Here is a 20,233-nt window from a genome sequence, read left to right as displayed (position 1 = left end):
TTTTATAGTCTTCCTGTACCAAAGGATAGTTTTCACACCAAGCAGGAATGACAATAATGAAAAAATCTACTCTGCTGCCCCTCGTATTGGGCTTATCAGCGCCGGTCAGCGCTGATGTGCTAATTTCACAATACGTCGAAGGTAGCAGCTTTAATAAAGCACTCGAACTTTATAATCACACCTCTGACTCACTTTCTCTGGACGGCTACACCATATCGGTGTATTCCAACGGCAACGCTGATGCCAGTGCGATCATCGACTTGTCTGGCACCGTTGATGCCAACGGGACCTGGGTAGTGGCCAGCAACAAAAGCGATCCAGCCCTTAGCCAGCTTGCCCAGCAACTAACCGGCCAGAACCTGTTTAATGGTGATGATGCCGTGGTACTGACTAAAGATGGTGTCATCATAGACAGCCTCGGTCAGGTCGGATTTCGACCCGATGGCCAATGGGGTACAGATCCGGTCAGTACTAAAGATAATACGCTGATACGTAAAGCGTCAGTGACTACGGGCGATACAAACCCTTACGATGTATTTGTTCCGGCGCAGGAATTCGAAGGGCTGCCTAAAGATGACTATAGTGGACTAGGCGCTCATACCATCGATGCTGATGCAACGCCAGGTGAGGGCGACGATGAGGGCATTCCAGAAGGTGTATGCACCAATTGTCCGGCTCTGGACAAAGTCGCTGACGCAGCTGAATTTGATGCCAGCCAGTACTACGAGCAAGTGCAGGCACAGATTGATGCCGGTTATGATCTGGCCAGTATTCGCGCTACCTTAAGTGAAGTCATAGCCAGCGGGCACCGCCAGCTTACTTACTCACAGGTATGGTCCGCCCTGACCGCTACCGATGAAGACCCGGCAAATCCTGATAATGTTATTTTATTTTATTCTAACCGGTCGATTCCCAAGGCATCGAATGGTTCCGGCGCGGCCTCCAATAATCCGGATAACTGGAATCGGGAACACAGCTGGCCAAAAAGCCATGGATTTAAAAGCTCAGCAAATGAAGCTTATTCAGATATTCAGCATTTACGGCCTACAGATATTTCAGTGAATGCCAGCCGGGGCAATCTGGACTTTGATTTTTCCGATTCTCCGTTAGCTGAAGCGCCGGCCAATCGTGTCGATGGTGATTCTTTTGAGCCACGTGACGGCGTTAAAGGCGATGTCGCGCGGATGATGATGTATATGGATGTGCGCTATGAAGGCATGGGTAACGATGTAACGCCTGACCTGATGCTGGTCAACCGCCTTACCAGTACCGATACGCCGGAACTGGGTAAGCTATGTACATTAATAGAATGGCATAATGCTGATCCGGTGGATGCTACTGAGCTTAACCGCCAGGCTGCTATCTATGAGTATCAGGGTAACCGAAATCCTTTTGTGGATAACCCTGCATGGGTGAGCGACTTCTACGATGCCAGCAGCTGTGATGACAGTGCACCAGAAGAGCCTGTGGAACCCACCCCCCCGGCTGCAGCACCGCTGGTGTTGAGTGCTGTATTCGATGGCCCGTTAAGCGGTGGTGTACCTAAAGGCATTGAGCTTTACGTGGCCCGGGACATGTCTGATCTGAGTGTCTGTGGCGTTGGTTCTGCCAATAATGGCAATGGCAGTAGCGGCGAAGAGTTTATCTTCCCCGCCGTCAGCGCCAATGCTGGTGATTATCTCTATATTGCCAGTGAAACTGATGGTTTCACCAGCTTTTTTGGTTTTGCGCCTGATTACACGTCCGGTGCCATGTCCATCAATGGTGATGATGCAATTGAAGTATTTTGTAACGGCGATCGGGTCGATCTGTACGGCCAAACCGATGTCGATGGCACGGGTCAGGTGTGGGAATATGCCGACAGCTTTGCGTATCGTACCGGTGGTGTACCTGATGGCGAGTTCACTGCTACCGACTGGATGATACCGGGCAAGGACACATTAGATGGTCAGGCCGACAATGCATCAGCTGTAACACCCATACCTGTAGGCTCCTATAGCCTGATGCCGGCGCAGCCATTCTTTTCTGAATATATTGAAGGCAGCAGCTTCAATAAAGCGCTGGAAATTGTGAATACCGGCTCAACCAGTCTATCGCTGACTGACTACGCGGTGCAGATATTTGCCAACGGCAGTGAGACCGGCAATGGTCCTATATCGCTAAGTGGTGACCTGGCACCTGGCGATGTTTTTGTGCTGGCCAATAATCAGGCCGATCCGGCGATAACCGGCGAATCTGATATGCTCTCATCACAGGTGAGCTTCAATGGTGATGATGCAGTCGTGCTGTTACATAACGGCGAAATTATTGATTCGATTGGTCAGATCGGTGTAAAAACTGAATGGGGCAGTGGCGACACCAGCACTAAGGATAATACGCTGCGCCGCATGTTGTCGGTGACAAAAGGTGATGCCAACGCTTACGACGAATTCGATCCTGCACAGCAATGGAACGGGTTCGCCAAAGACACTTTTGACGGGCTGGGTGAATATCAGCAGTCAGACAATGGCGGTAATCCGGGCGAGCCCGGCGAGCCGACTGCCTGCTTTGCGCCAGCAACCATGATTCACACTGTTCAGGGACAAAGCTATGAGTCGCCTCTGGCCGGTCAGGATGTTGAAGTGGAAGCGGTGATTACCCATATCACGCCAGCGTTAAGTGGCTTTTTCATTCAGGAAGAAGATCAGGACGCTGATAACAACCCGGCCACATCTGAAGGTATCTTTGTCTATGCACCGGGTGACAACAGTGACTTGATGGCAGGGGATGTAGTGCGCATTACCGGCAGTGTGTCAGAGCGTTACGGCCGCACGCAACTAAGTGCACAAACGACACCCAAAGTCTGCGGTACCGACACGGTAACACCGGTTGCGCTGACCTTGCCTGTTGCTGATGAAGCAGAGCTGGAAGCTGTTGAAGGTATGCTTATTACCAACCGCGACGAGTGGGTTATCAACAATGTATACAGCTACAGCCAGTACGGTGAAATTACAGTATCCTCAAAACGTCTGTATATCCCCACTCAGCTGTTTTCGCCAGACTCAGAACAAGCCAGCGAACTGGCGACAGCCAACGCGCGCAACAGCCTGATTATTGATGATAACGCTGATGGCAGCAACGCCGCGCAATATCTGATAGGTGGCGTGGGTATTGATCCATACAACCCAATTCGTCTGGGCGATAAAGTAACTCAGGTCCTGGGCGTTATGGATTATGGCTTTTCCAACTATCGGGTGCGGCCATTGCAAAATGTCGATCTCATCCGGGAAAATTTCCGCACGGATTCACCCCAGCTGGATCGTGGCAACCTGACATTGGGTAGCTTCAATGTACTGAACCTGTTTAATGGTAATGGCCAGGGCGAGGGCTTTCCAACATCGCGTGGTGCTGACAATACAGAAGAATATCAGCGTCAACTGGAAAAGATTGTTGCGGCTATGGTGGAAATGGACGCCGATGTGATTGGTCTGATGGAGATTGAAAATGACGGTTTCGGCCCACTGAGTATGATTGCCCAGCTTACCGATGCGTTGAATCAAGCCATGGGGGCTGAGGTTTACACCTATGTGGATGCCGGCGTTGACACTATCGGTACAGACGAAATTACCACTGGCATGTTATATCGCACAGATCGGGTTAAACCAGAAGGGGCGGCGCGGATTCTGACACCACAAAACAGTATCAGCGATGCTGATGGCCCTCTGTTTGCTTCGCGAAACCGTCCATCTTTGGCCCAGAAGTTCAGCCATATTGACTCCACGCGCAGCTTTGTGGTCAGTGTGAATCACCTTAAATCAAAAGGTTCGTCTTGTGGTGCAGGTGATGATGATCCACTGGCAGGCAACTGTGACCTGACTCGCAGCCGTGCAGCTATTGCATTAAATACCTGGCTTGAGGAGCAGTTCCCGGGTGAGTCAAAAGTCATTATGGGGGATCTGAATGCGTACGCTAAAGAAGACCCGATTATGTATTTGACCAATTCAGGTTATATCAACGCACTGGCCAAAGTAGATGGTGATAAGGCGTATACTTACACATTCCGTGGCGAATCCGGCACGCTGGATTATCAATTGATAAGCGGGCCACTGGCCGATGCAATGATTGACGCGACAGCCTGGGCTATAAACGCTGATGAAATGCCGGCTTTCGACTATAACGATGAGTACAAGCCTGAAGCATGGTTAAACACGCTGTTATTCCGTGCTTCTGACCACGATCCGGTTATTACCAGCTTTAACCTTTCGATTATTGGCGATCTTGATGGTGATAACGATGTAGATAATGCTGACTACGCAGCCTTTATTCGTGCCATCATATTTAACCAGCCGCTAAGTCCAGAGCTGGATCTGAATGGCGATGGACGAATCAACTCCCGAGACATCCGTTACTTCCGCAGCCTTTGCACCCGCAAAGCCTGTGCAAAAGAAGATAACGGACCGACTCGTCGCGAGCGCTTCAGTCTGCGTTCTTTATTTAGATAACTCTGCTTTATGTAAAAAGCCAGCCGGTCCCAGACCCGCTGGCTTTTTTATTTCTGCAGCGCTTAGACCATACTATCGAAGGCACCTGTAAGCGCATGCAGATGTGATCTCCATCTGAGCTAACCCGCTAATATTAATACTGAATGATATTTTTGAAACCCGATGCATTAATCATCAGGATAACGAGGTAAAACATGCGATATTTTACTTTAGCACTGGGCATGGTTGCCATATCGGCACAGGCTCAGGATATTTCGGTCAAGTCCCCTGACGGTGATGTAGCGTTGACATTTTCTGATGCCAACGAGTTGGCTGAGTACAAATTGCAGTTTAAAGGCCAGACTTTAATTGATAACAGTAAGCTGGGCTTTACCTTTGAACATGCAAAGCCTATGTATCGTGATTTCACCGTCAGCGAGGTGAGTCGGGATAAACACAATGCCAGTTGGGAGCAACCATGGGGCGAACAGCGGATTATCGACAACCACTACAATGAGCTGGCCGTCAAGTTTACACACATGAACGATGAGCAGCGAACGTTCGTGGTACGTGCTCGTGTCTTCAATGACGGCATCGGATTTAGATATGAGGTTGAAGGCGAAGGCAAGCGCAACATTACTCGTGAGCTTACGCAATTTAATCTGAGCGACCCGGACAATGCGACTGCTTATTGGATTCCCGGACAGGGCAGAGAGCGTTATGAGTATCTTTACCGTGAGACGCCATTACAGGATGTGGATCTGGCGCATACGCCTTTCACTGTAACGTACGAAAATGGCACGCACCTGGCGATCCATGAAGCGGCACTTGTGGACTATGCAGGGATGAGCCTGCAACGTCAGGAACAAGGCCGGATGGAGGCCAGGCTGGCGCCGCGTGCCGACGGAACCCTGGTGCATAAAGACGGTCGTTTTACGAGCCCATGGCGCACCGTAACAGTGGGAGAAGAGGCGGTTGATCTGATCAACTCTTACATCGCACTGAACTTAAATGAGCCAAATAAATTAGGCAGTGTTGACTGGGTCAACCCCGGCAAATACATCGGTATCTGGTGGGGTATGCACATCGGGAAATATTCATGGGGGTCAGGTGACAAGCATGGCGCCACCACTGAGCGGGTCAAGGAGTATATGGATTTTGCCGCCGAGTATGGCTTTGATGGGGTGCTGGTTGAAGGCTGGAATCAGGGTTGGGATGGTAACTGGATTGAAAACTCGCAAATTTTCAGCTTTACCGAAAGTTATCCGGATTTTGACCTTAAAGCTGTAACTGAATATGGCGAACAAAAAGGTGTAAAGCTTATCGGGCACCATGAAACGTCCGGCGGCATTACCAATTATGAAAAACAGATGGAAGAAGGATTCAGGCTGTACCAGGAGCATGGCGTGGAGCAAATTAAAACCGGCTATGTTGCGTTTGGTCAAAATCTCAAACGCCGGGATGATAATGGCGTCATGCGCTATGAATTTACAGACAGCCAGCCTGTAGTAAACCACTTTTTGAAGAATGTGCGCACAGCGGCTGACTATAAGCTGGCGATAAATACCCACGAATCAGTGAAAGATACCGGCCTGCGCCGTACTTATCCCAACTGGATTTCCCGGGAAAGTGCGCGCGGCCAGGAATATAATTCCGGCGTAGGCGCGCCGAATCCGGCAAGTCATATTCCCACATTGTCTTTTACCCGTATGCTGGCAGGTCCTATGGACTTTACGCCGGGTATCTTTAATTTTGATTACACCCGGCCCGATGTGCCGGACAACGATACTGCAGACTTTGTGCGTCGTCCTAAATCGACTCTGACCCGCCAGCTTGCTCAATATGTGGTTCTTTATAGCCCTATACAAATGGCCGCTGATCTGCCTGAAAATTATCTGCAGCACAAAAAAGCGTTCCGGTTTATCCAGGATGTTCCTACAGACTGGGAGCGCACTGAAGCGTTGCAGGGAGAAGTGGGTGATTATGTGGTTATTGCCAGACAGGCAAAACAATACCGTAATTATTCAGGCGATGACTGGTATCTGGGAGCTATTACTAACGAGGAACCCAGAAAGGTGTCGGTAAAGCTGGACTTTCTGACGCCAGGTCAACGGTATGAAGCACAAATTTATGAGGATAGCGCCAAGACCCATTGGAACGATAACCCCTATGCTATGAATATCGAAACCAAAACGGTTACAGCTAAGGATAATCTCACGCTGAATCTGGCAGCTGCCGGAGGCGCCGCGGTTCGATTTAAAGCATTGGATAAGTAGCTTTTAACCCGCAGATATCTGCTCGCAGGCTATGTTGGGCCAGTAGGCAGATATAAAAACACCGCAAAAAAAGCCCCGGTCAGTGTGATGAGCGGGGCTTTTTTTACGACCATGCCGGGTTATTCATTAACTAACCCGGTTTTCATTATTACAGATAATCAAACTCACTGTCTGCTATAGCTAATACTGAAGCTTTGCCGGCCTTCATTGCTATCTTATGGGCATCACGACGGGGTAAAATCCGGGCGATATAAAAGTCGCGGGACTTTCCTTTGGCACTGGCAATAGTCTGATTTTCACTGCGGGTGGCAGTATCTGCCATGCTGTACCACAGTACTCCAATCAGTGAGTACGCAGTATAGGCCAGGTAATCACAGGCTGCACTGGCCACATCGGTAGGGTCAAGACGCAGACAATCTGCAGAGCTGGCCCGCCAATCGTCCAACAGGGCCTGTGCCTGAGACTGCATATCCGTATTCTGAATTGCGCTGACCAGCTTGCCGAATTCAACGTAGGTGGTTTCCATCATTTCACCTTTGTCCCGGGTCAGCTTGCGACCAATTAAGTCCAGCGCCTGAATGCCATTGGTTCCTTCGTAAAGTTGCGCAATGCGGACATCTCGCGTTAGCTGCTCCATGCCCCATTCACGAATATAGCCGTGGCCACCCAGCACCTGCACTCCCAGGTTACTGGCTTCAAGACCCATGTCTGTCATAAAGGCTTTACATACCGGCGTTAAAAACTGGAGTACCTGCGCGGCCATCGCTTTGTCTTCGTCACTGCCAAGTCGCTCTATATCCATGTATTTCGCATATAGCGCCGCTAATGCCCGACATCCTTCTGTCTGGGTTTTCTGGGTTAGCAGCATGCGCGCCACATCCGGCTGAAAAACAATTGGATCAGCTTTTCCGTCAGGGTTTTGTATACCCTGCGGAGCGCGAGACTGCACACGCTCACGGGCATAGTCCAGCGCCCCCTGAAAAGATGCTTCGGCGGCTCCCAAGCCTTCCAGACCAACTTGGAAGCGCGCATCGTTCATCATGGTGAACATACAGGCGAGGCCTTTATTAGCTTCACCAACCAGCCAACCAGTGGCGCCGTCGTAATTCATCACGCAGGTAGGGCTGCCTTTTATGCCCATTTTGTGTTCAATACTGCCCACCGAAAGTGCGTTTGCTTCACCCGGTTCATTGTTTTCATCCAACAAAAACTTAGGAACCAGAAACAGGCTAATGCCTTTCACACCAGAAGGTGCGTCGGGTAATCTGGCCAGTACCATATGAATGATATTACTGGTCCACTCATGATCGCCGCCGGTAATGAAGATCTTATTCCCGGTAATTTTATAACTGCCATCTTCCTGGGGTTCTGCTTTAGTATTTAACAACGCCAGATCAGTACCGGCGTGAGGTTCGGTGAGGTTCATGGTACCGGTCCATTCCCCGCTGATCAGCTTAGCCAGATATTTTGATTTGAGATCGTCAGTGGCATGACGTGTTACAGCAAGCACTGCGCTTTCAGTCAGCATACTGGTTAATCGCCAACTCAGGTTTGCCGAATGCAGCATTTCATGTACCGGCACGGCCATCGTGTAAGGTAATTCCTGGCCGCCGTATTCTGCCGCGCCAAGCATACTGTTCCACCCGTTAGCAATGTATTCCTGATAGGCCTGGGCAAATCCGTCGGGGGTAGTAACTTTTCCATTTTCCAGCTTACAACCCTGTTCGTCGCCGGTACGATTAAGCGGGGCGATCACATCTTCAGCAAACTTTGCACCCTGCGCAATTACCTCATTGGCCAGTTCAAAATCAAAGTCACTGATACCTAATTGTTGATAATGGCTGTCTAACGCAAGCCATTCTTTAAGCAGAAACTGATAATCTGCCATCGGGGCCCGATACTGAGGCATACCCCCTCCTATTAATTTAAACGGGTGTTTGAATTTTTATTATACGCAGAAAAAAGACAGCGCCAAGCAGTGCATAAGGATTTGTAAAAAATTTAACCTGATGTAAGCATCGTAAGTGAATAGTGAGGTGTGCCCTAAAACACCGTCATGCCCCAGCTACGCCTACACAATTACCGGCTTAATTTTGCATGGGGATATCGGATTCCCAGCGAAAACCTACACCGCCACTTTGCCAGATACCATCGCCACCCGGGTGGGGGCCATATATATCCACGTCCACCGGCAGCCCCAGCCGTGGCTTGAGCACATCACGGCCTTTCACTGTGCTGCGGTGCATAATTCTTAGTCCCTGTTGGTCAGCTGGTAAGTGGGCTTCAGGTGCCGCTCGATGGGCCACGGCAAGATTATCGATGAACAGACAATCCCCTTGCTGATATTCATAGGTTACAGCAAAGTCCTGGCTGAACCCGGCGTTAAGTAATTGATTATAAGCCCTGCACAATGCGGTAAGTTCCTGGGCATTCAACAAGCGAAAACCGTCCGTCTCTGAAACCTGCTCAAGAACGGCGCCTGTCATGCCCAGATGCAGCCATACGCATTCTCTGCCTGTTAATGGATGCTGGTGCACCAGAGGATGCACAACACCACTACTGGAGTTAACCGAGGCCAGGCGCCGCCAGTATTGTTTAGTTTCTTCAGGCAGCGTAGCAAAGGCTGCCCCCTGATGAGCAAAACTGGTGCCGCCGCCGCGTTCTGCAGGACGGATGATATGGTAACCGGAATGCGAAAAGGTTTCGGGAATGAAGCTGCCATCATTATGCCACTGGGGACCTACACCGGGAATGCCGATTTTTGGGTCGTTAGATAAGCGAAAAATATCGCGGTTTTGGCCCGGTGTAGCCGGATGCACACCGTGGGTGCTATGGATTTCTTTACCGCCCCACCAACAACTGGCTGCTAAAAATTCTTCAGGCTGTAAATCCTGTTGCTGTTTGAACACCACAAAGCCGCGTTCAGCCATGATAGTTTCCAGTACTTCAATGACCTGGTTACCGGGCGGCGAGGCGGCTAAATCAATGCCGCAAACTTCTGCGCCTATGGGTTCGAGTAGGTTTAGCTGGACACCAGTATCTGTAAGTATTTTGAGACTGGCGGCATCCGGGGTCCAAAGAGCAGTGGAGGCCATGATGTTCTCCTGATGAGCTTGACATTAACTGTCACCCTACCATGCAATTACGGCGTGAAAAAAGCGCAGAGAGTATGTCGGGGCCGAACTCTAAGTATGGCAGTTATCATCACAATTACAGCGTGAACAGTCATTGGTTAATCTGAAAATCAGACATCGAAACGAACCGGTATGGACTATGACGGCGTCATAGCAAGGCATACTCACGCTATTGCTGCTGGAAATTAAAGGTGCCCGAAGGGACACAGGTAAGGTTGAGGATGCTTATAAAAAAAATTTGTACTTTTTTTGGGGGGAGTGTACAGCGATACCTTTGCAAAAAACTGTCAGGGTGCAGGGCGGACAATGGGATGTTCGTATTATTGTCCTTTAAAACATTCATGCAGGGCCTTGCATCCTAGTTTCAATACCTGATGTTGCAATTCACATAAAGGAAGTAGTAAATATTTAGTATGTAGCTGGCACGCGTCGTGCTTCATATTAATTATATTGAATTACTCTTTAAGCAAACAACGGAGTTGATAATGCGTAACTTAACTAAACTATTTGCCATTTCCAGTATCGCTTTAGCACTGACCGCCTGCGATGTGGACAAAACAGAAGAAGGCGAAATGCCGGATGTGGATGTTGATGGTGGTGAAATGCCTGAATACGAAGTGGTAAAAGAAGAAGAGGGCGAGATGCCTGATGTCGACGTGGAAGGTGGTGAAGCGCCTGAATATGACGTAGACACTGCTGATGTCGAGGTAGGAACTGAAGAGGAAGAAGTGTCCGTACCCGATGTCGATGTGGATGTTGATACAGAAACTGAGGAAGTTACCGTACCAAGCGTTGATGTAGAGATGCCTGAAGACGATGATGATAAATAAGATATTTTAATTAAAAAAACAGCCCACGGGCTGTTTTTTTATGTACGTATTTACGTTAAGAGCCTGTAAATTTTTCTGCCAGCTGTAAATTGCTCACGTTTTAAGCTTTATGCAAAACACCTAACAACTGGCTTTTTTAGTAACTATTTCCGACCTGTCCTGGTAAATTTCTGTATTTTACTGCTTCTTTTGCCGCGAAAATAGTCTGACAGATCAGGGGCAACTTCCGCTGGCCCAACTTTCACCGTCAATGGAAAACAGAGTGCTGGTTCCCCATGTCGAACCACTTAATGCTTCATCTGATCCTGTGGCGAAATAATCGGGAGAATAATAATAGCCAGTACTGTAAGCGCGACCGGCTACCTTGTGATAGTAATTTGCCGTGGTGTAGGTTGCGCACGCATCATTATCACCATCGCTGTCAGAACCGCCCGAGCCACTGCCTGAACCACTACACGCCTGGACCGGACCGGCGCAGCTGTTATCGTCGTCCTGCCACTGGCATTGAGCACCTGATGCAGTAACTTCATTAAGCTTAAATGCAGAGGAGTTATATTCTAAATAGCAGTTAGCATAGTTGGTATAGTTTAGCCGTCCAGCTGTGATGTGGGCATCCAGAGTAGCTGTGACCCCGGCATCAACGGTAAAGGTCAAAACCTCTTCAGAGGTCAGGTCAGTAGCGTCCCTGGCGGTGATGGTGACACTTTGTTGGCCACCAGGAAGCTCACAGGCCGATGCTGAAAGTAATGTACCTGATATTTCAGCAGAAACTGTGCCTGTACTGAAAGCAGCGTCCACCGCAATCGCATTCTGGTTCACATCAACAACCTCGCCCTCAATGACCGCGCACTGGCCGCTGACGACCACCTGGATATTACGCAATTGCGGAGGGGTATCGGGTGGAGCCGGACCAATTCGTACTGAATCTGAGACAGTTGGTGATGTTGCTCCTTCATTGTCTGTTGCACTGATCTTTACAAAGTAAAGCGCATCAGGCAACACAGTCGAGGTGAGGGTGAACATATTGTTGTTGATGGCTTGCGTCTCATACTGATAAATATTGTCGGCATCGTCGCGCAGCTGCACGAACACGGTATCTACGCTGCCGTCAGCATCACTGACCTGTCCTGAGACTGTAATTTGCCCGTTATTTGCCGATAACCCGACATCACTAATTACTGGCGCATTGTTACGATTTACCCGGGCATTGTTATTAGCAAAATAGTCACCCAAATACATCGCATAGTTAATTCCGCTGCCATTGATATAAGATCCCGAAGCGCCCTGACCGCCTGACCATGCATGGTCAACCCCGTTTAGCCACAGCATCGAAACACGCCCGTTTTGCCACAAATACTCCTGTGCCGTGCGTGCACCATTGCCAATGGTGGTTGAGCCGGTTAACTCACCTACATTGTAAACACTGGCCATGCCTTCAGCATTTTGTCGGTTATAACACTGGTCAACGGTGGTATCTGCATCGCCATGGGCGATGGAAGCAATTTGCGTGGTAAGATCCCCACTATAGCTGCCCGCGTATTGCTGACAGCGCTGAGCAACATTTGCATACTCACAGCTGCCTATAGCACCACTGGAACTGGTTCCGATACTTGGCCCGGCGCTTACCCCCATGCCGGCAAAGATATCCGGCGCAAGACAAGCGGTTGTGTTGGCAAAAGCAGCGCCCGAGGACAACCCGGCAATATAGACCTGACTGTCGTCGATGCTATAACTACTGTCAGTACGCAAAGCAGTGGCCAGAGAAATCAGGTTTTTATAATCACCGGCACTGCGGGATTTGCTACCCTGCCAGTATGACCAACAGCTAAATCCTGCTTTGTTCATGGCATCGGGCACAGCGACCACCATGCCGTGAGCTTCTGCAGCTTCTTCCAGATTTGCCGTCAGATAAGCGTCAATTGACTGGGTACACCCATGCAGAACAATGAGTAATGAGCGGCCGTCGCCCACCGGCGACTCGCTATCCGGTGTGTAAATATGAACTCGGTTGAATCCACCTAGCGACTGGTTGTTTTGCCAGCTGCCAGCATGGGTTAAGGGTGTCATAAGCGCAAGACTGATTAAAAGCAAAAAGCGGAGGGAACATTTCATCAGACATTCTCATTGTTTAAAAAATGTTAAATTATTGTTCATTATTTAGTCTGATCTGGCTGTAGTACTTTCGTACTGTGGCTGCGGCCTGAATATCAATAAGGCAGGTAACGCGCAATGCTTTTGATAATTCCCCGCTGGTTGTCACCGGTCAGCGGGGACTATGATACCGGCTGAGTCCGGCGCCGGGCTTGCGCAATACTAATTGGAAGAGCTGTAGATTCCGGCTTCTGAAAGCACCGGCGCAGCATTGCAGGTAATATCGCCACATTCGGTAGAACCGTTCGTTGTAAGTATCTTTTAATGAGGGCCAGGCTTTAGTGAAAGCATCAAGCCAGCTCATCAGTGTTCGATCGTAATCTGGTCCAAAGTTATGTACATCCTCAATGACAAAGTAAGGTTCGCAAGCCTGACTGATTTGGGTAAGTGAAGGAATGGCACCGTTGGGGAAAATATATTTGTGGATCCAGGGGTCGGTACCCAGTCTTGATGCCATTTTGCCAATAGTATGGAGCACAAATACGCCCTCAGTAGGCATAAGAGCGTGGGCCTGTTTCAGGTACGTGTCATAATTTTTCTGGCCAACATGTTCAAACATGCCGATAGACACCAGTTTGTCGAACTGGCCCTGTAAACTGCGATAGTCCTGAAGCCGAATGTCTACAGGCAACCCATCGCAGCGCGTCCGCGCAAGCTTCTGCTGCTCTTTGGAAATCGTAACACCGGTGACATGAGCCTGATATTCCCGAGCCGCATACTGCGCGAAGCTGCCCCAGCCGCAACCTATATCGAGGACTTTGTCCCCGGGCTGAAGGTCTATTTTACGACATACCAGACCCAGCTTATTCAGCTGAGCCTGGTGCAGATTGTCGGTGTTGTGCCAGTAACCACATGAATAACACATGGTGGGGTCCAACATTGCCCGATATAATTCGTTCCCCGCATCATAATGACGTTCTCCTACCTCAAAAGCCCGACTCACTGACTGCAGGTTAAGCAGCCTGGCCATCAGCCAGTGCTTTAGCGCAACCCACCGGCCGTTAAATTGTTTTTCTACCTGCTGGTCCATTAGCTTGGCAAAAAACACATCTAACTGCTCACAATCCCACCAACCATCCATATAGCTTTCGCCGGCACCAAGAGACCCCTCAATGCGAATACGCTCGTAAAATGCGGTGTTGTGGACTTGCGGATCCCAGAGGTTGGGTCCGTTCACCGTTATGCCGGCAGTCTGCAGGTGTCGGTTGAGCCACGACGGCACAGCAGCAGTAGAAGATGAACAAGAAGCCGCAGTACGTGAATGTTTTTCAAATTTATTATCGGCCTGAATAGACTCTGGCATAACCCGCTCCCGTGTTGAAATTCAAAGTAAAAATGAACAACTACACCGCTTAAAAAAGGCTAGGACAGTGTTGGAAGAAAAGCAATCCGACCGCCCACCTCTCTGCCCACGATGTCGAGTATGAAAACAGGGCGTAAGGAGCCGTATGAAAATTGAGTGCAAGTGTGTTAGCAGATGGTTTGGCGGCGATAGCCGTTGCTTGCATTTTAATAGAGGGTTGGTCATCCTTGAAACATATTTACTATTTGAAGGTTTACACATGTCATATGTATCACCTGTTTGCGTAGTAACTGGCGGCAGCCAGGGCATTGGCCTGGCGGTGAGTGAAAAAATGTCAGCCAATGGCTATCAGGTTTTTAATCTTGATTTGGAAGACTTTGCGCGGCCGGTGGAAAATGGTCAGTGGCTCAAATGTGATGTGGCGCAGGTGGAGCAGGTCAGACAAAGTATTACTTTGATACGAGAACAAACCTCACGTATAGATGCGCTGATATCTAATGCCGGAATTCACTTTTCCGGGACTATCGAGCAAACCAGTGAAGCTGATCTTGACCGGGTTTTTGCCATTAACGTCAAAGGCGCTTATGCGATAGTGCAGGCGGTATTACCCGTAATGCGGGCACAGCAAAGCGGATCTATTGTAATAATGGGGTCAGATCAGTCGCTGGTGGGAAAGCCAGGCTCCTTTGCTTATAATTTGTCTAAAGCTGCTCTGGCCTCGATGGTCAAAACCACGGCGCTGGACTATGCCGGCGATAATATTCGCGCCAATGCGGTATGCCCCGGCACTATAGAAACGCCATTGTTTCACAAAGCCATTGATCGCTACGTACAGAAATCCGGGGCTGACAAAGCAGAGGTCTATGCTGATGAAGCGGCTCAGCAGCCGCTCGGGCGACTTGGTCAACCAGAAGAAGTGGCTGAACTGGTGTTGTTTCTGGCTGGCGATAAGGCATCGTTTATTACTGGCAGTCTGCAAGTTATTGATGGCGGGTACACCGCACGCTGATGCCTAAGTTGATTGATACCCATGTGCATCTGTTTGATACCGAACGCGGCCAATATGAGTGGTTACAGCCAAACAATCCGCCGCACTGGCCTGATAAACATTTAATCAATCGTTCCTTTTCACCACACGATCTGGCATTGCCCACGTCCATTTCACTAAACGGGATTGTTCATATTGAAGCGGGGTTTGATAACCAAAAACCGTGGCGGGAGATTGAGTTAGTTGAACAAACAGTGAGATTGCCGCTTCGGACCGTGGCCGGCGGTGATATTACCGCCGACGACTTTTCTCACACCCTGGATAAACTGGCCAGATTCAACAGCGTTTGCGGTATACGCCATATTCTGGATGAGCAGGCGGTCGCTGTTCTTAGTCATCCACGTGCGTTGACAAATATGCAGCTGCTGACCAGCAAAAACTGGCATTTTGAGGCCCAGTTTTCGGTTAGTGACAGTCAGGCAACACAGTGTTTGCTCAGACTGCTAAATAAAACCGGGGCGAGATGTATAATTAATCACGCTGGCTTTATGCCCGGCGAGACGGTTAACGCCTCTGTCTGGCGCAAGAATCTGCTGTGTCTGGCAGAAAATCCGAATGTGGCAATCAAAGCATCCGGGTGGGAAATGATGGGTGCATCGCGGGCATGGCAAAGCGAGCAGGTAGTCGGCATCATCGAAAAACTTATGCTTATTTTTGGTACCCAGCGCGTCATGCTGGGAAGTAATTTCCCGCTGTGTTTGTTTGAGGCCGACTATAACACGTACTGGCAGTGCCTGGAGGACGCTATACCCGCCTTAGATAAACAGGCTCTAATGTTCGACAATGCTCTGCAATGGTATGGATTTACGTTGAACAGCGCCGATTAAAATCCTGTAACAACCAAAAACTGTCTTCTGCGTAATAATTGTATTATCAGCAGAGGCAGCATTATGTACAAACGTGGTTTACTTACTTTGATCCTGGGGCTTTTTCTTACCGGCTGTTCCAGTGGCGACTGGCGCACCGCAAGTCGGGAACCGGCCGGTATTGCCCCGGATCCATCGCAGACCTCAGAAGCTGTGATTGAAGTGTATGCCGCTGATGCCTTTAGCTGGAAAGGCTGGTTTGCGGTGCATACCTGGATCGCCACCAAAGCGCCTGACGCAAAGGAATATACCGTATACGAAGTGGTGGGCTGGCGCACCGATCGCGGCTTGCCAGCGCTTAAGTCCTATCGCACTGCCACACCTGACCGGTTTTGGTACGGTGCAAAGCCTGAAAAAATATTGTCTTTGAACGGTGAAAAAGCGGCGTCGCTTATTCCTGATATCGAGCAGGCAGTGAATAACTATCCATGGGCCGATGAGTATAACGTGTTTCCCGGTCCTAACAGCAATACGTTCCCGGCGTGGGTGGCCCGTAAAGTGCCCGAACTGGGACTGGAAATGCCGTTTCGGGCTATTGGCAGCGGCTATGCAGAGAAATAACAAAGGGAGCAATCACTCCCTTTATTAGCCGGAAAACCGTCATTTCAGTGACGTAATAGTCATATGTGGTGAGCGATAAACGATGTCATCGTTAAGCTCGATGCCCAAACCGGGTTCATCTGAGACACTGATATACCCGTTTTTAGGCTGGGGATCCTGAACACACAACTCGCGGTTCCAGCTCTTGGTGGCGTAGGTGTGATGTTCATGTATCAGAAAGTTCGGGATCGCTGTTTCCAGATGCAGACTGGCAGCGGTTGCCACAGGGCCGCCACACACATGAGCCTGAATTCTCACATCATAAATATCCGCATAATCGCAGACCTTTTTGGTTTCAGTGAACCCGCCGCAAAGACCAATATCTGGCTGCAACACATCGAGCGACTGATCTTCCAGGTAAGGCCGAATATCCCAGCGGTTATACAATCTTTCACCACCGGCAATAGGCACATTAACGCGTTTGGCAACCTTATCGTGAAGCTTTGCATTGAGATAATTGACCGGCTCTTCATAAAACAGGCAGCCAATCTCCTCAACAATATCAGCCAGTTGAATAGCGGTAGAAGCGCCAAGCAGGCTATGACATTCAAAGATGATATCGCCTTCGTCGCCCATGGCATCACGTATCGCCTGTAAGCGGGCGCGAAACAGTTTCATTTCAGCTTTAGTGAACAGCTTGGTGCGATCAAAGTGTGTATTGCCATCTTTATCGTACACAATAGGATCGACTTTGACCGCGTTGTAACCTTCAGCCATGGCTTTTTCTGCTGCAAGACCATAGGCTTCGGGCGCATTAAGCTTGGTTATTTCTTTATCCCAGTCAAATTGTAACTGGCTGGCATAACAACGCAGTTTGTCATTGGTTTTGCCTCCCAGCAGCTGATACACCGGAACGCCCAGAGCCCTGGCGCGGATATCCCAAAGCGCTGTATCTATTGCACTCATCGCAGCATAGATAACCGGGCCGCCGCCCAACCCCCAGAAGCTCTCGCGCAGCATTCTGCTCCACAGATGTTCGGTATTAAAGGGGTTCCAGCCGATGAGCATCGCTTCGGCAATTTCCTTTATCATATGTGCTGCAGCGCTATGACCTAAATCATAAGCGAGCCCAGCTTCGCCCACACCCGTGATGCCCTCGTCAGTGTAAATTCTGACAAAAACGGGGTTCCACGGTGGACGTTCGGGACATTCAATATCAAAAATTTCTACTTTAGTTATCTTCATTTATTTCCCTGTTTATTTGTATCTTACTCGCAAAACCCCGGATCCAGGCGCCATACTTTGCGTAGCATGGCCGGCCAGGCTTTCTGCCCGCCAGTCTGGCCTGAGTGAACCTTACTGGCCTGTTCGTAGATTCCGTCAACGATGGATTGTGGAATAGAAATAATATTCCGGCCTGAATTCATCAGCTCTATTTGTATTTCACAGGCGCGTTGCAAGTCATAGAATCGCATAAATGCATCACCTACCGTACTGCCAAGCGTTAGCCCGCCATGATTGGGCAGTAACATATGATTGGTATTTCCCAGATTGGACTGCAACCGCGCTCTTTCATCGTCATTCACCGCCAGTCCCTCGTAATCGTGATAGCTCAAAGAGGGTAATGAGAACAGCGAATACTGGCTCCACGGCTGTAAGCCATCTTCCAGGGAGGCTACCGTGATCGTGGCTTTGGTGTGCAGATGTATGATGCATTTCGCATCACTGCGCGCTTCGTGAATGGCACTGTGAATAGTAAAGCCTGCCGGATTAATCGCATGGGGCGTGTCATCATGAATGTTGCCGTGTAAATCGACTTTAACCAGATTGGATGCCGTCACCTCTTCAAAAGTAAGCCCGAAGGCGTTAACCAGATAAAATTCTGTGTCTGGCACTTTCGCTGAAATGTGAGTGTAAATTAAATCACCCCATCCCATATCGGCAACCAGACGATAACAGGCGGCGAGATCAACACGGGTTTGCCATTCGGCATCGCTGACTTTGCCCTTGAGGCTGAATGACTCTAGCTCAAACACTTGTGCACTCTCTCTTTCAAAATAGCAGGCGTTTAAAACTACCAGACCGGCTTCTGCTTCACAATGAAGGAATATTTACTTATGGGCAAGGGGGCATGCAGGGCATGAATAATGAGCGGTATGCGAGGCGAAAAAATAGCATAAAAGAAAAGGGCGCAGTAATAGCTGCGCCCTGTAAGGTATTATTTTGCTTGTGCTTCTGTGGTAATACGCAATGTCACCTCATCAGAAACGTTAGGTACATATTTGTCGATGCCAAACTCCGAGCGCATTATCGTGGTCGTCGCATCAAAACCAATGGCTTGTTTCTCAGTCATCGGGTGTTGACCCTGTTTATTTAACGTAACGTCAAAAGTCGCCGGCTTGGTGGTGCCTTTGATGGTCAGGTCGCCATGAACCTTAAATTGGTCTGTGCCGGTTTCTTCTACTTTTGTGCTTTTAAAGGTAGCTTCAGGATACTCATCAACATTGAAATATTCTTCATTCATAAATTCGTTGGTGAGCTTTTTCACATAAGAATCGACAGTTTCTACCGGAATTGTCACATTGATGCTGGATGCGCTGACATTTTCATCGTCAAATGTAATCATGCCAGATGCATCGTCAAATGTGGCAGTAGGATTGGAAAACCCAAAATGGCTCCAGGAAGCAATAACACTGGTATGATCGGGATCAATTTTATAGGTAACAGGTTCAGCAATTGCAGCTGGCGCGACTAGCGCTGTAAAAACAACAGCAGACAAAATGGGTTTGTTTAAACGTTTCATTCAAATGGTTCCTTATCGGTGTTTGACACATATCATCTATTGATAGGGATAGAGTAGCGTTAAAGTTCAGCTACACCTGTCTCATCATTTGAAACGAAGCGTTTGATTTAAACGAACTTAATCAGCACTTTTCAGTAACCAGACATTGATTCTGGCAGAATCGACGCTTTTGAGACCGCCGTCAATATTGCTGTCCTGCACACAATCCAGCGCATAACTTGCCCTGTACAGGCTTTTGACTTCCTCAGCGGGCACGCTAAACGGCGGCCCGTCCATTTGCGACTGGTCATAATCGAAGGTAATGAGAAGTTGCGGCGCTTGTTGGGTAAGGTTCATAAGATGCTGAGCATATCTGATACGTACTTCATAAGGCAGCGCGACAAGTGCCGCACGGTCATAAATACCGTCGATTCTGCCTGTGTGATGCGAGGTCACACTAAAAATATCACCGACAAACACTTGAATGCCTGGGGCAGTATAGGTTTTCCCCAGATCGGTATCTTCCACAGCGGGGCTATAATCCAGCGCTTCGAACAGTTGTTTAACGGCCAGTTCACTTAACTCTGCGCCTACTACTTTATAGCCCTGGGTGAGCAGCCAGTGAATATCGCGGGTTTTGCCACACAACGGGACAAGAATGCGACTGCCTTTGGGCAGACCTAAGCCATGGAAGTGTCGGGTTAATCCGGGATTATAATCAGCTTCGTGAAAACCAATTTCATTGTCTTTCCACTTCTGATGCCAAAACTGTGCGTCCATGATGCGCTCCTGTATCACAACAAATAACGAGCATACCGCGATTTGCATTCCGGCAGAAGGGGG

At 49.1% G+C, this 20,233-nt stretch carries 14 protein-coding genes; 6 read left to right on the top strand and 8 right to left on the bottom strand.

Annotated features, from left to right (window positions below):
* The first annotated feature begins 56 nt into the window (after window positions 1-56).
* Both F458_RS19230 and F458_RS0107765 read left to right on the top strand, forming a co-directional pair.
* Complete coding sequence (locus F458_RS19230; RefSeq protein ID WP_018982838.1) at window positions 57-4,481, top strand: ExeM/NucH family extracellular endonuclease; 4,425 nt, start codon at window positions 57-59, stop codon at window positions 4,479-4,481.
* 194 nt (window positions 4,482-4,675) lie between these two features.
* Window positions 4,676-6,736 carry a glycoside hydrolase family 97 protein gene (locus tag F458_RS0107765; RefSeq protein WP_018982837.1) on the top strand — a complete coding sequence of 687 codons (2,061 nt, stop codon included), beginning with the start codon at window positions 4,676-4,678 and terminating at the stop codon, window positions 6,734-6,736.
* A gap of 148 nt (window positions 6,737-6,884) precedes the next feature.
* Here the strand turns inward: F458_RS0107765 and F458_RS0107760 are convergent, their stop codons facing one another.
* Complete coding sequence (locus F458_RS0107760; RefSeq protein ID WP_018982836.1) at window positions 6,885-8,645, bottom strand: acyl-CoA dehydrogenase family protein; 1,761 nt, start codon at window positions 8,643-8,645, stop codon at window positions 6,885-6,887.
* 178 nt (window positions 8,646-8,823) lie between these two features.
* Window positions 8,824-9,831 (bottom strand): TauD/TfdA dioxygenase family protein, encoded by a 1,008-nt coding sequence (locus F458_RS0107755; protein WP_018982835.1) that lies wholly within the window; start codon window positions 9,829-9,831, stop codon window positions 8,824-8,826.
* Window positions 9,832-10,355: 524 nt separating this feature from the next.
* Here F458_RS0107755 and F458_RS0107745 point away from each other — a divergent pair.
* Window positions 10,356-10,700: a hypothetical protein gene (locus F458_RS0107745; protein WP_051085005.1), complete on the top strand. Its 345-nt coding sequence runs from the start codon at window positions 10,356-10,358 to the stop codon at window positions 10,698-10,700.
* A gap of 213 nt (window positions 10,701-10,913) precedes the next feature.
* Here F458_RS0107745 and F458_RS0107740 read toward each other — a convergent pair whose 3' ends face one another.
* Window positions 10,914-12,812, bottom strand: a complete 1,899-nt coding sequence (locus F458_RS0107740; RefSeq protein ID WP_018982832.1) for an extracellular catalytic domain type 1 short-chain-length polyhydroxyalkanoate depolymerase — start codon at window positions 12,810-12,812, stop codon at window positions 10,914-10,916.
* A 151-nt stretch (window positions 12,813-12,963) separates the two neighbouring features.
* Window positions 12,964-14,154 (bottom strand): cyclopropane fatty acyl phospholipid synthase, encoded by a 1,191-nt coding sequence (gene cfa / locus F458_RS0107735; RefSeq protein ID WP_018982831.1) that lies wholly within the window; start codon window positions 14,152-14,154, stop codon window positions 12,964-12,966.
* A gap of 259 nt (window positions 14,155-14,413) precedes the next feature.
* Here cfa and F458_RS0107730 point away from each other — a divergent pair, with 259 nt between their 5' ends.
* From F458_RS0107730 to F458_RS0107720, 3 genes are all read left to right on the top strand, one after another.
* Window positions 14,414-15,163: an SDR family NAD(P)-dependent oxidoreductase gene (locus tag F458_RS0107730; protein ID WP_026294569.1), complete on the top strand. Its 750-nt coding sequence runs from the start codon at window positions 14,414-14,416 to the stop codon at window positions 15,161-15,163.
* The gene (locus tag F458_RS0107725; protein ID WP_018982829.1) at window positions 15,163-16,029 is read left to right on the top strand and encodes an amidohydrolase family protein; all 867 of its coding nucleotides are present in this window, start codon (window positions 15,163-15,165) and stop codon (window positions 16,027-16,029) included. Before F458_RS0107730 ends, F458_RS0107725 begins: the two co-directional genes overlap by 1 nt.
* Before the next feature lie 63 nt (window positions 16,030-16,092).
* Window positions 16,093-16,629: a DUF3750 domain-containing protein gene (locus tag F458_RS0107720; protein ID WP_018982828.1), complete on the top strand. Its 537-nt coding sequence runs from the start codon at window positions 16,093-16,095 to the stop codon at window positions 16,627-16,629.
* Between the two features lie 39 nt (window positions 16,630-16,668).
* Here the strand turns inward: F458_RS0107720 and F458_RS0107715 are convergent, their stop codons facing one another.
* The 4 genes from F458_RS0107715 to tmpT form a co-directional block, all read right to left on the bottom strand.
* On the bottom strand, window positions 16,669-17,853 hold the full coding sequence (locus F458_RS0107715; protein WP_018982827.1) for a mandelate racemase/muconate lactonizing enzyme family protein: 1,185 nt from the start codon (window positions 17,851-17,853) through the stop codon (window positions 16,669-16,671).
* 23 nt (window positions 17,854-17,876) lie between these two features.
* Entirely contained in the window at window positions 17,877-18,644 is a 768-nt protein-coding gene (locus F458_RS0107710) for a class II aldolase/adducin family protein (protein ID WP_018982826.1), read from the bottom strand.
* Window positions 18,645-18,826: 182 nt separating this feature from the next.
* Complete coding sequence (locus tag F458_RS0107705; protein WP_018982825.1) at window positions 18,827-19,411, bottom strand: YceI family protein; 585 nt, start codon at window positions 19,409-19,411, stop codon at window positions 18,827-18,829.
* Window positions 19,412-19,528: 117 nt separating this feature from the next.
* Window positions 19,529-20,170 carry a thiopurine S-methyltransferase gene (tmpT, locus tag F458_RS0107700; protein WP_018982824.1) on the bottom strand — a complete coding sequence of 214 codons (642 nt, stop codon included), beginning with the start codon at window positions 20,168-20,170 and terminating at the stop codon, window positions 19,529-19,531.
* Window positions 20,171-20,233 lie beyond the last annotated feature (63 nt).

The organism is Salinimonas chungwhensis DSM 16280, from assembly GCF_000378185.1.
Lineage (GTDB): Bacteria > Pseudomonadota > Gammaproteobacteria > Enterobacterales > Alteromonadaceae > Alteromonas > Alteromonas chungwhensis.
The sequence above is the reverse complement of the archived record's forward strand: the minus strand, read 5'-3'. Positions and strand labels throughout refer to the sequence as shown.

What these genes read in the sequence shown, in the direction of transcription:
- F458_RS0107720 (WP_018982828.1), top strand. Translation starts at nt 16,093, where the DNA reads ATGTACAAACGTGGTTTACTTACTTTGATCCTGGGGCTTTTTCTTACC.
- cfa (WP_018982831.1), bottom strand. Translation starts at nt 14,154, where the DNA reads ATGCCAGAGTCTATTCAGGCCGATAATAAATTTGAAAAACATTCACGT.
- F458_RS0107725 (WP_018982829.1), top strand. Translation starts at nt 15,163, where the DNA reads ATGCCTAAGTTGATTGATACCCATGTGCATCTGTTTGATACCGAACGC.
- F458_RS0107740 (WP_018982832.1), bottom strand. Translation starts at nt 12,812, where the DNA reads ATGAAATGTTCCCTCCGCTTTTTGCTTTTAATCAGTCTTGCGCTTATG.
- F458_RS0107765 (WP_018982837.1), top strand. Translation starts at nt 4,676, where the DNA reads ATGCGATATTTTACTTTAGCACTGGGCATGGTTGCCATATCGGCACAG.
- F458_RS0107730 (WP_026294569.1), top strand. Translation starts at nt 14,414, where the DNA reads ATGTCATATGTATCACCTGTTTGCGTAGTAACTGGCGGCAGCCAGGGC.
- tmpT (WP_018982824.1), bottom strand. Translation starts at nt 20,170, where the DNA reads ATGGACGCACAGTTTTGGCATCAGAAGTGGAAAGACAATGAAATTGGT.
- F458_RS19230 (WP_018982838.1), top strand. Translation starts at nt 57, where the DNA reads ATGAAAAAATCTACTCTGCTGCCCCTCGTATTGGGCTTATCAGCGCCG.
- F458_RS0107715 (WP_018982827.1), bottom strand. Translation starts at nt 17,853, where the DNA reads ATGAAGATAACTAAAGTAGAAATTTTTGATATTGAATGTCCCGAACGT.
- F458_RS0107760 (WP_018982836.1), bottom strand. Translation starts at nt 8,645, where the DNA reads ATGCCTCAGTATCGGGCCCCGATGGCAGATTATCAGTTTCTGCTTAAA.
- F458_RS0107745 (WP_051085005.1), top strand. Translation starts at nt 10,356, where the DNA reads ATGCGTAACTTAACTAAACTATTTGCCATTTCCAGTATCGCTTTAGCA.
- F458_RS0107705 (WP_018982825.1), bottom strand. Translation starts at nt 19,411, where the DNA reads ATGAAACGTTTAAACAAACCCATTTTGTCTGCTGTTGTTTTTACAGCG.
- F458_RS0107755 (WP_018982835.1), bottom strand. Translation starts at nt 9,831, where the DNA reads ATGGCCTCCACTGCTCTTTGGACCCCGGATGCCGCCAGTCTCAAAATA.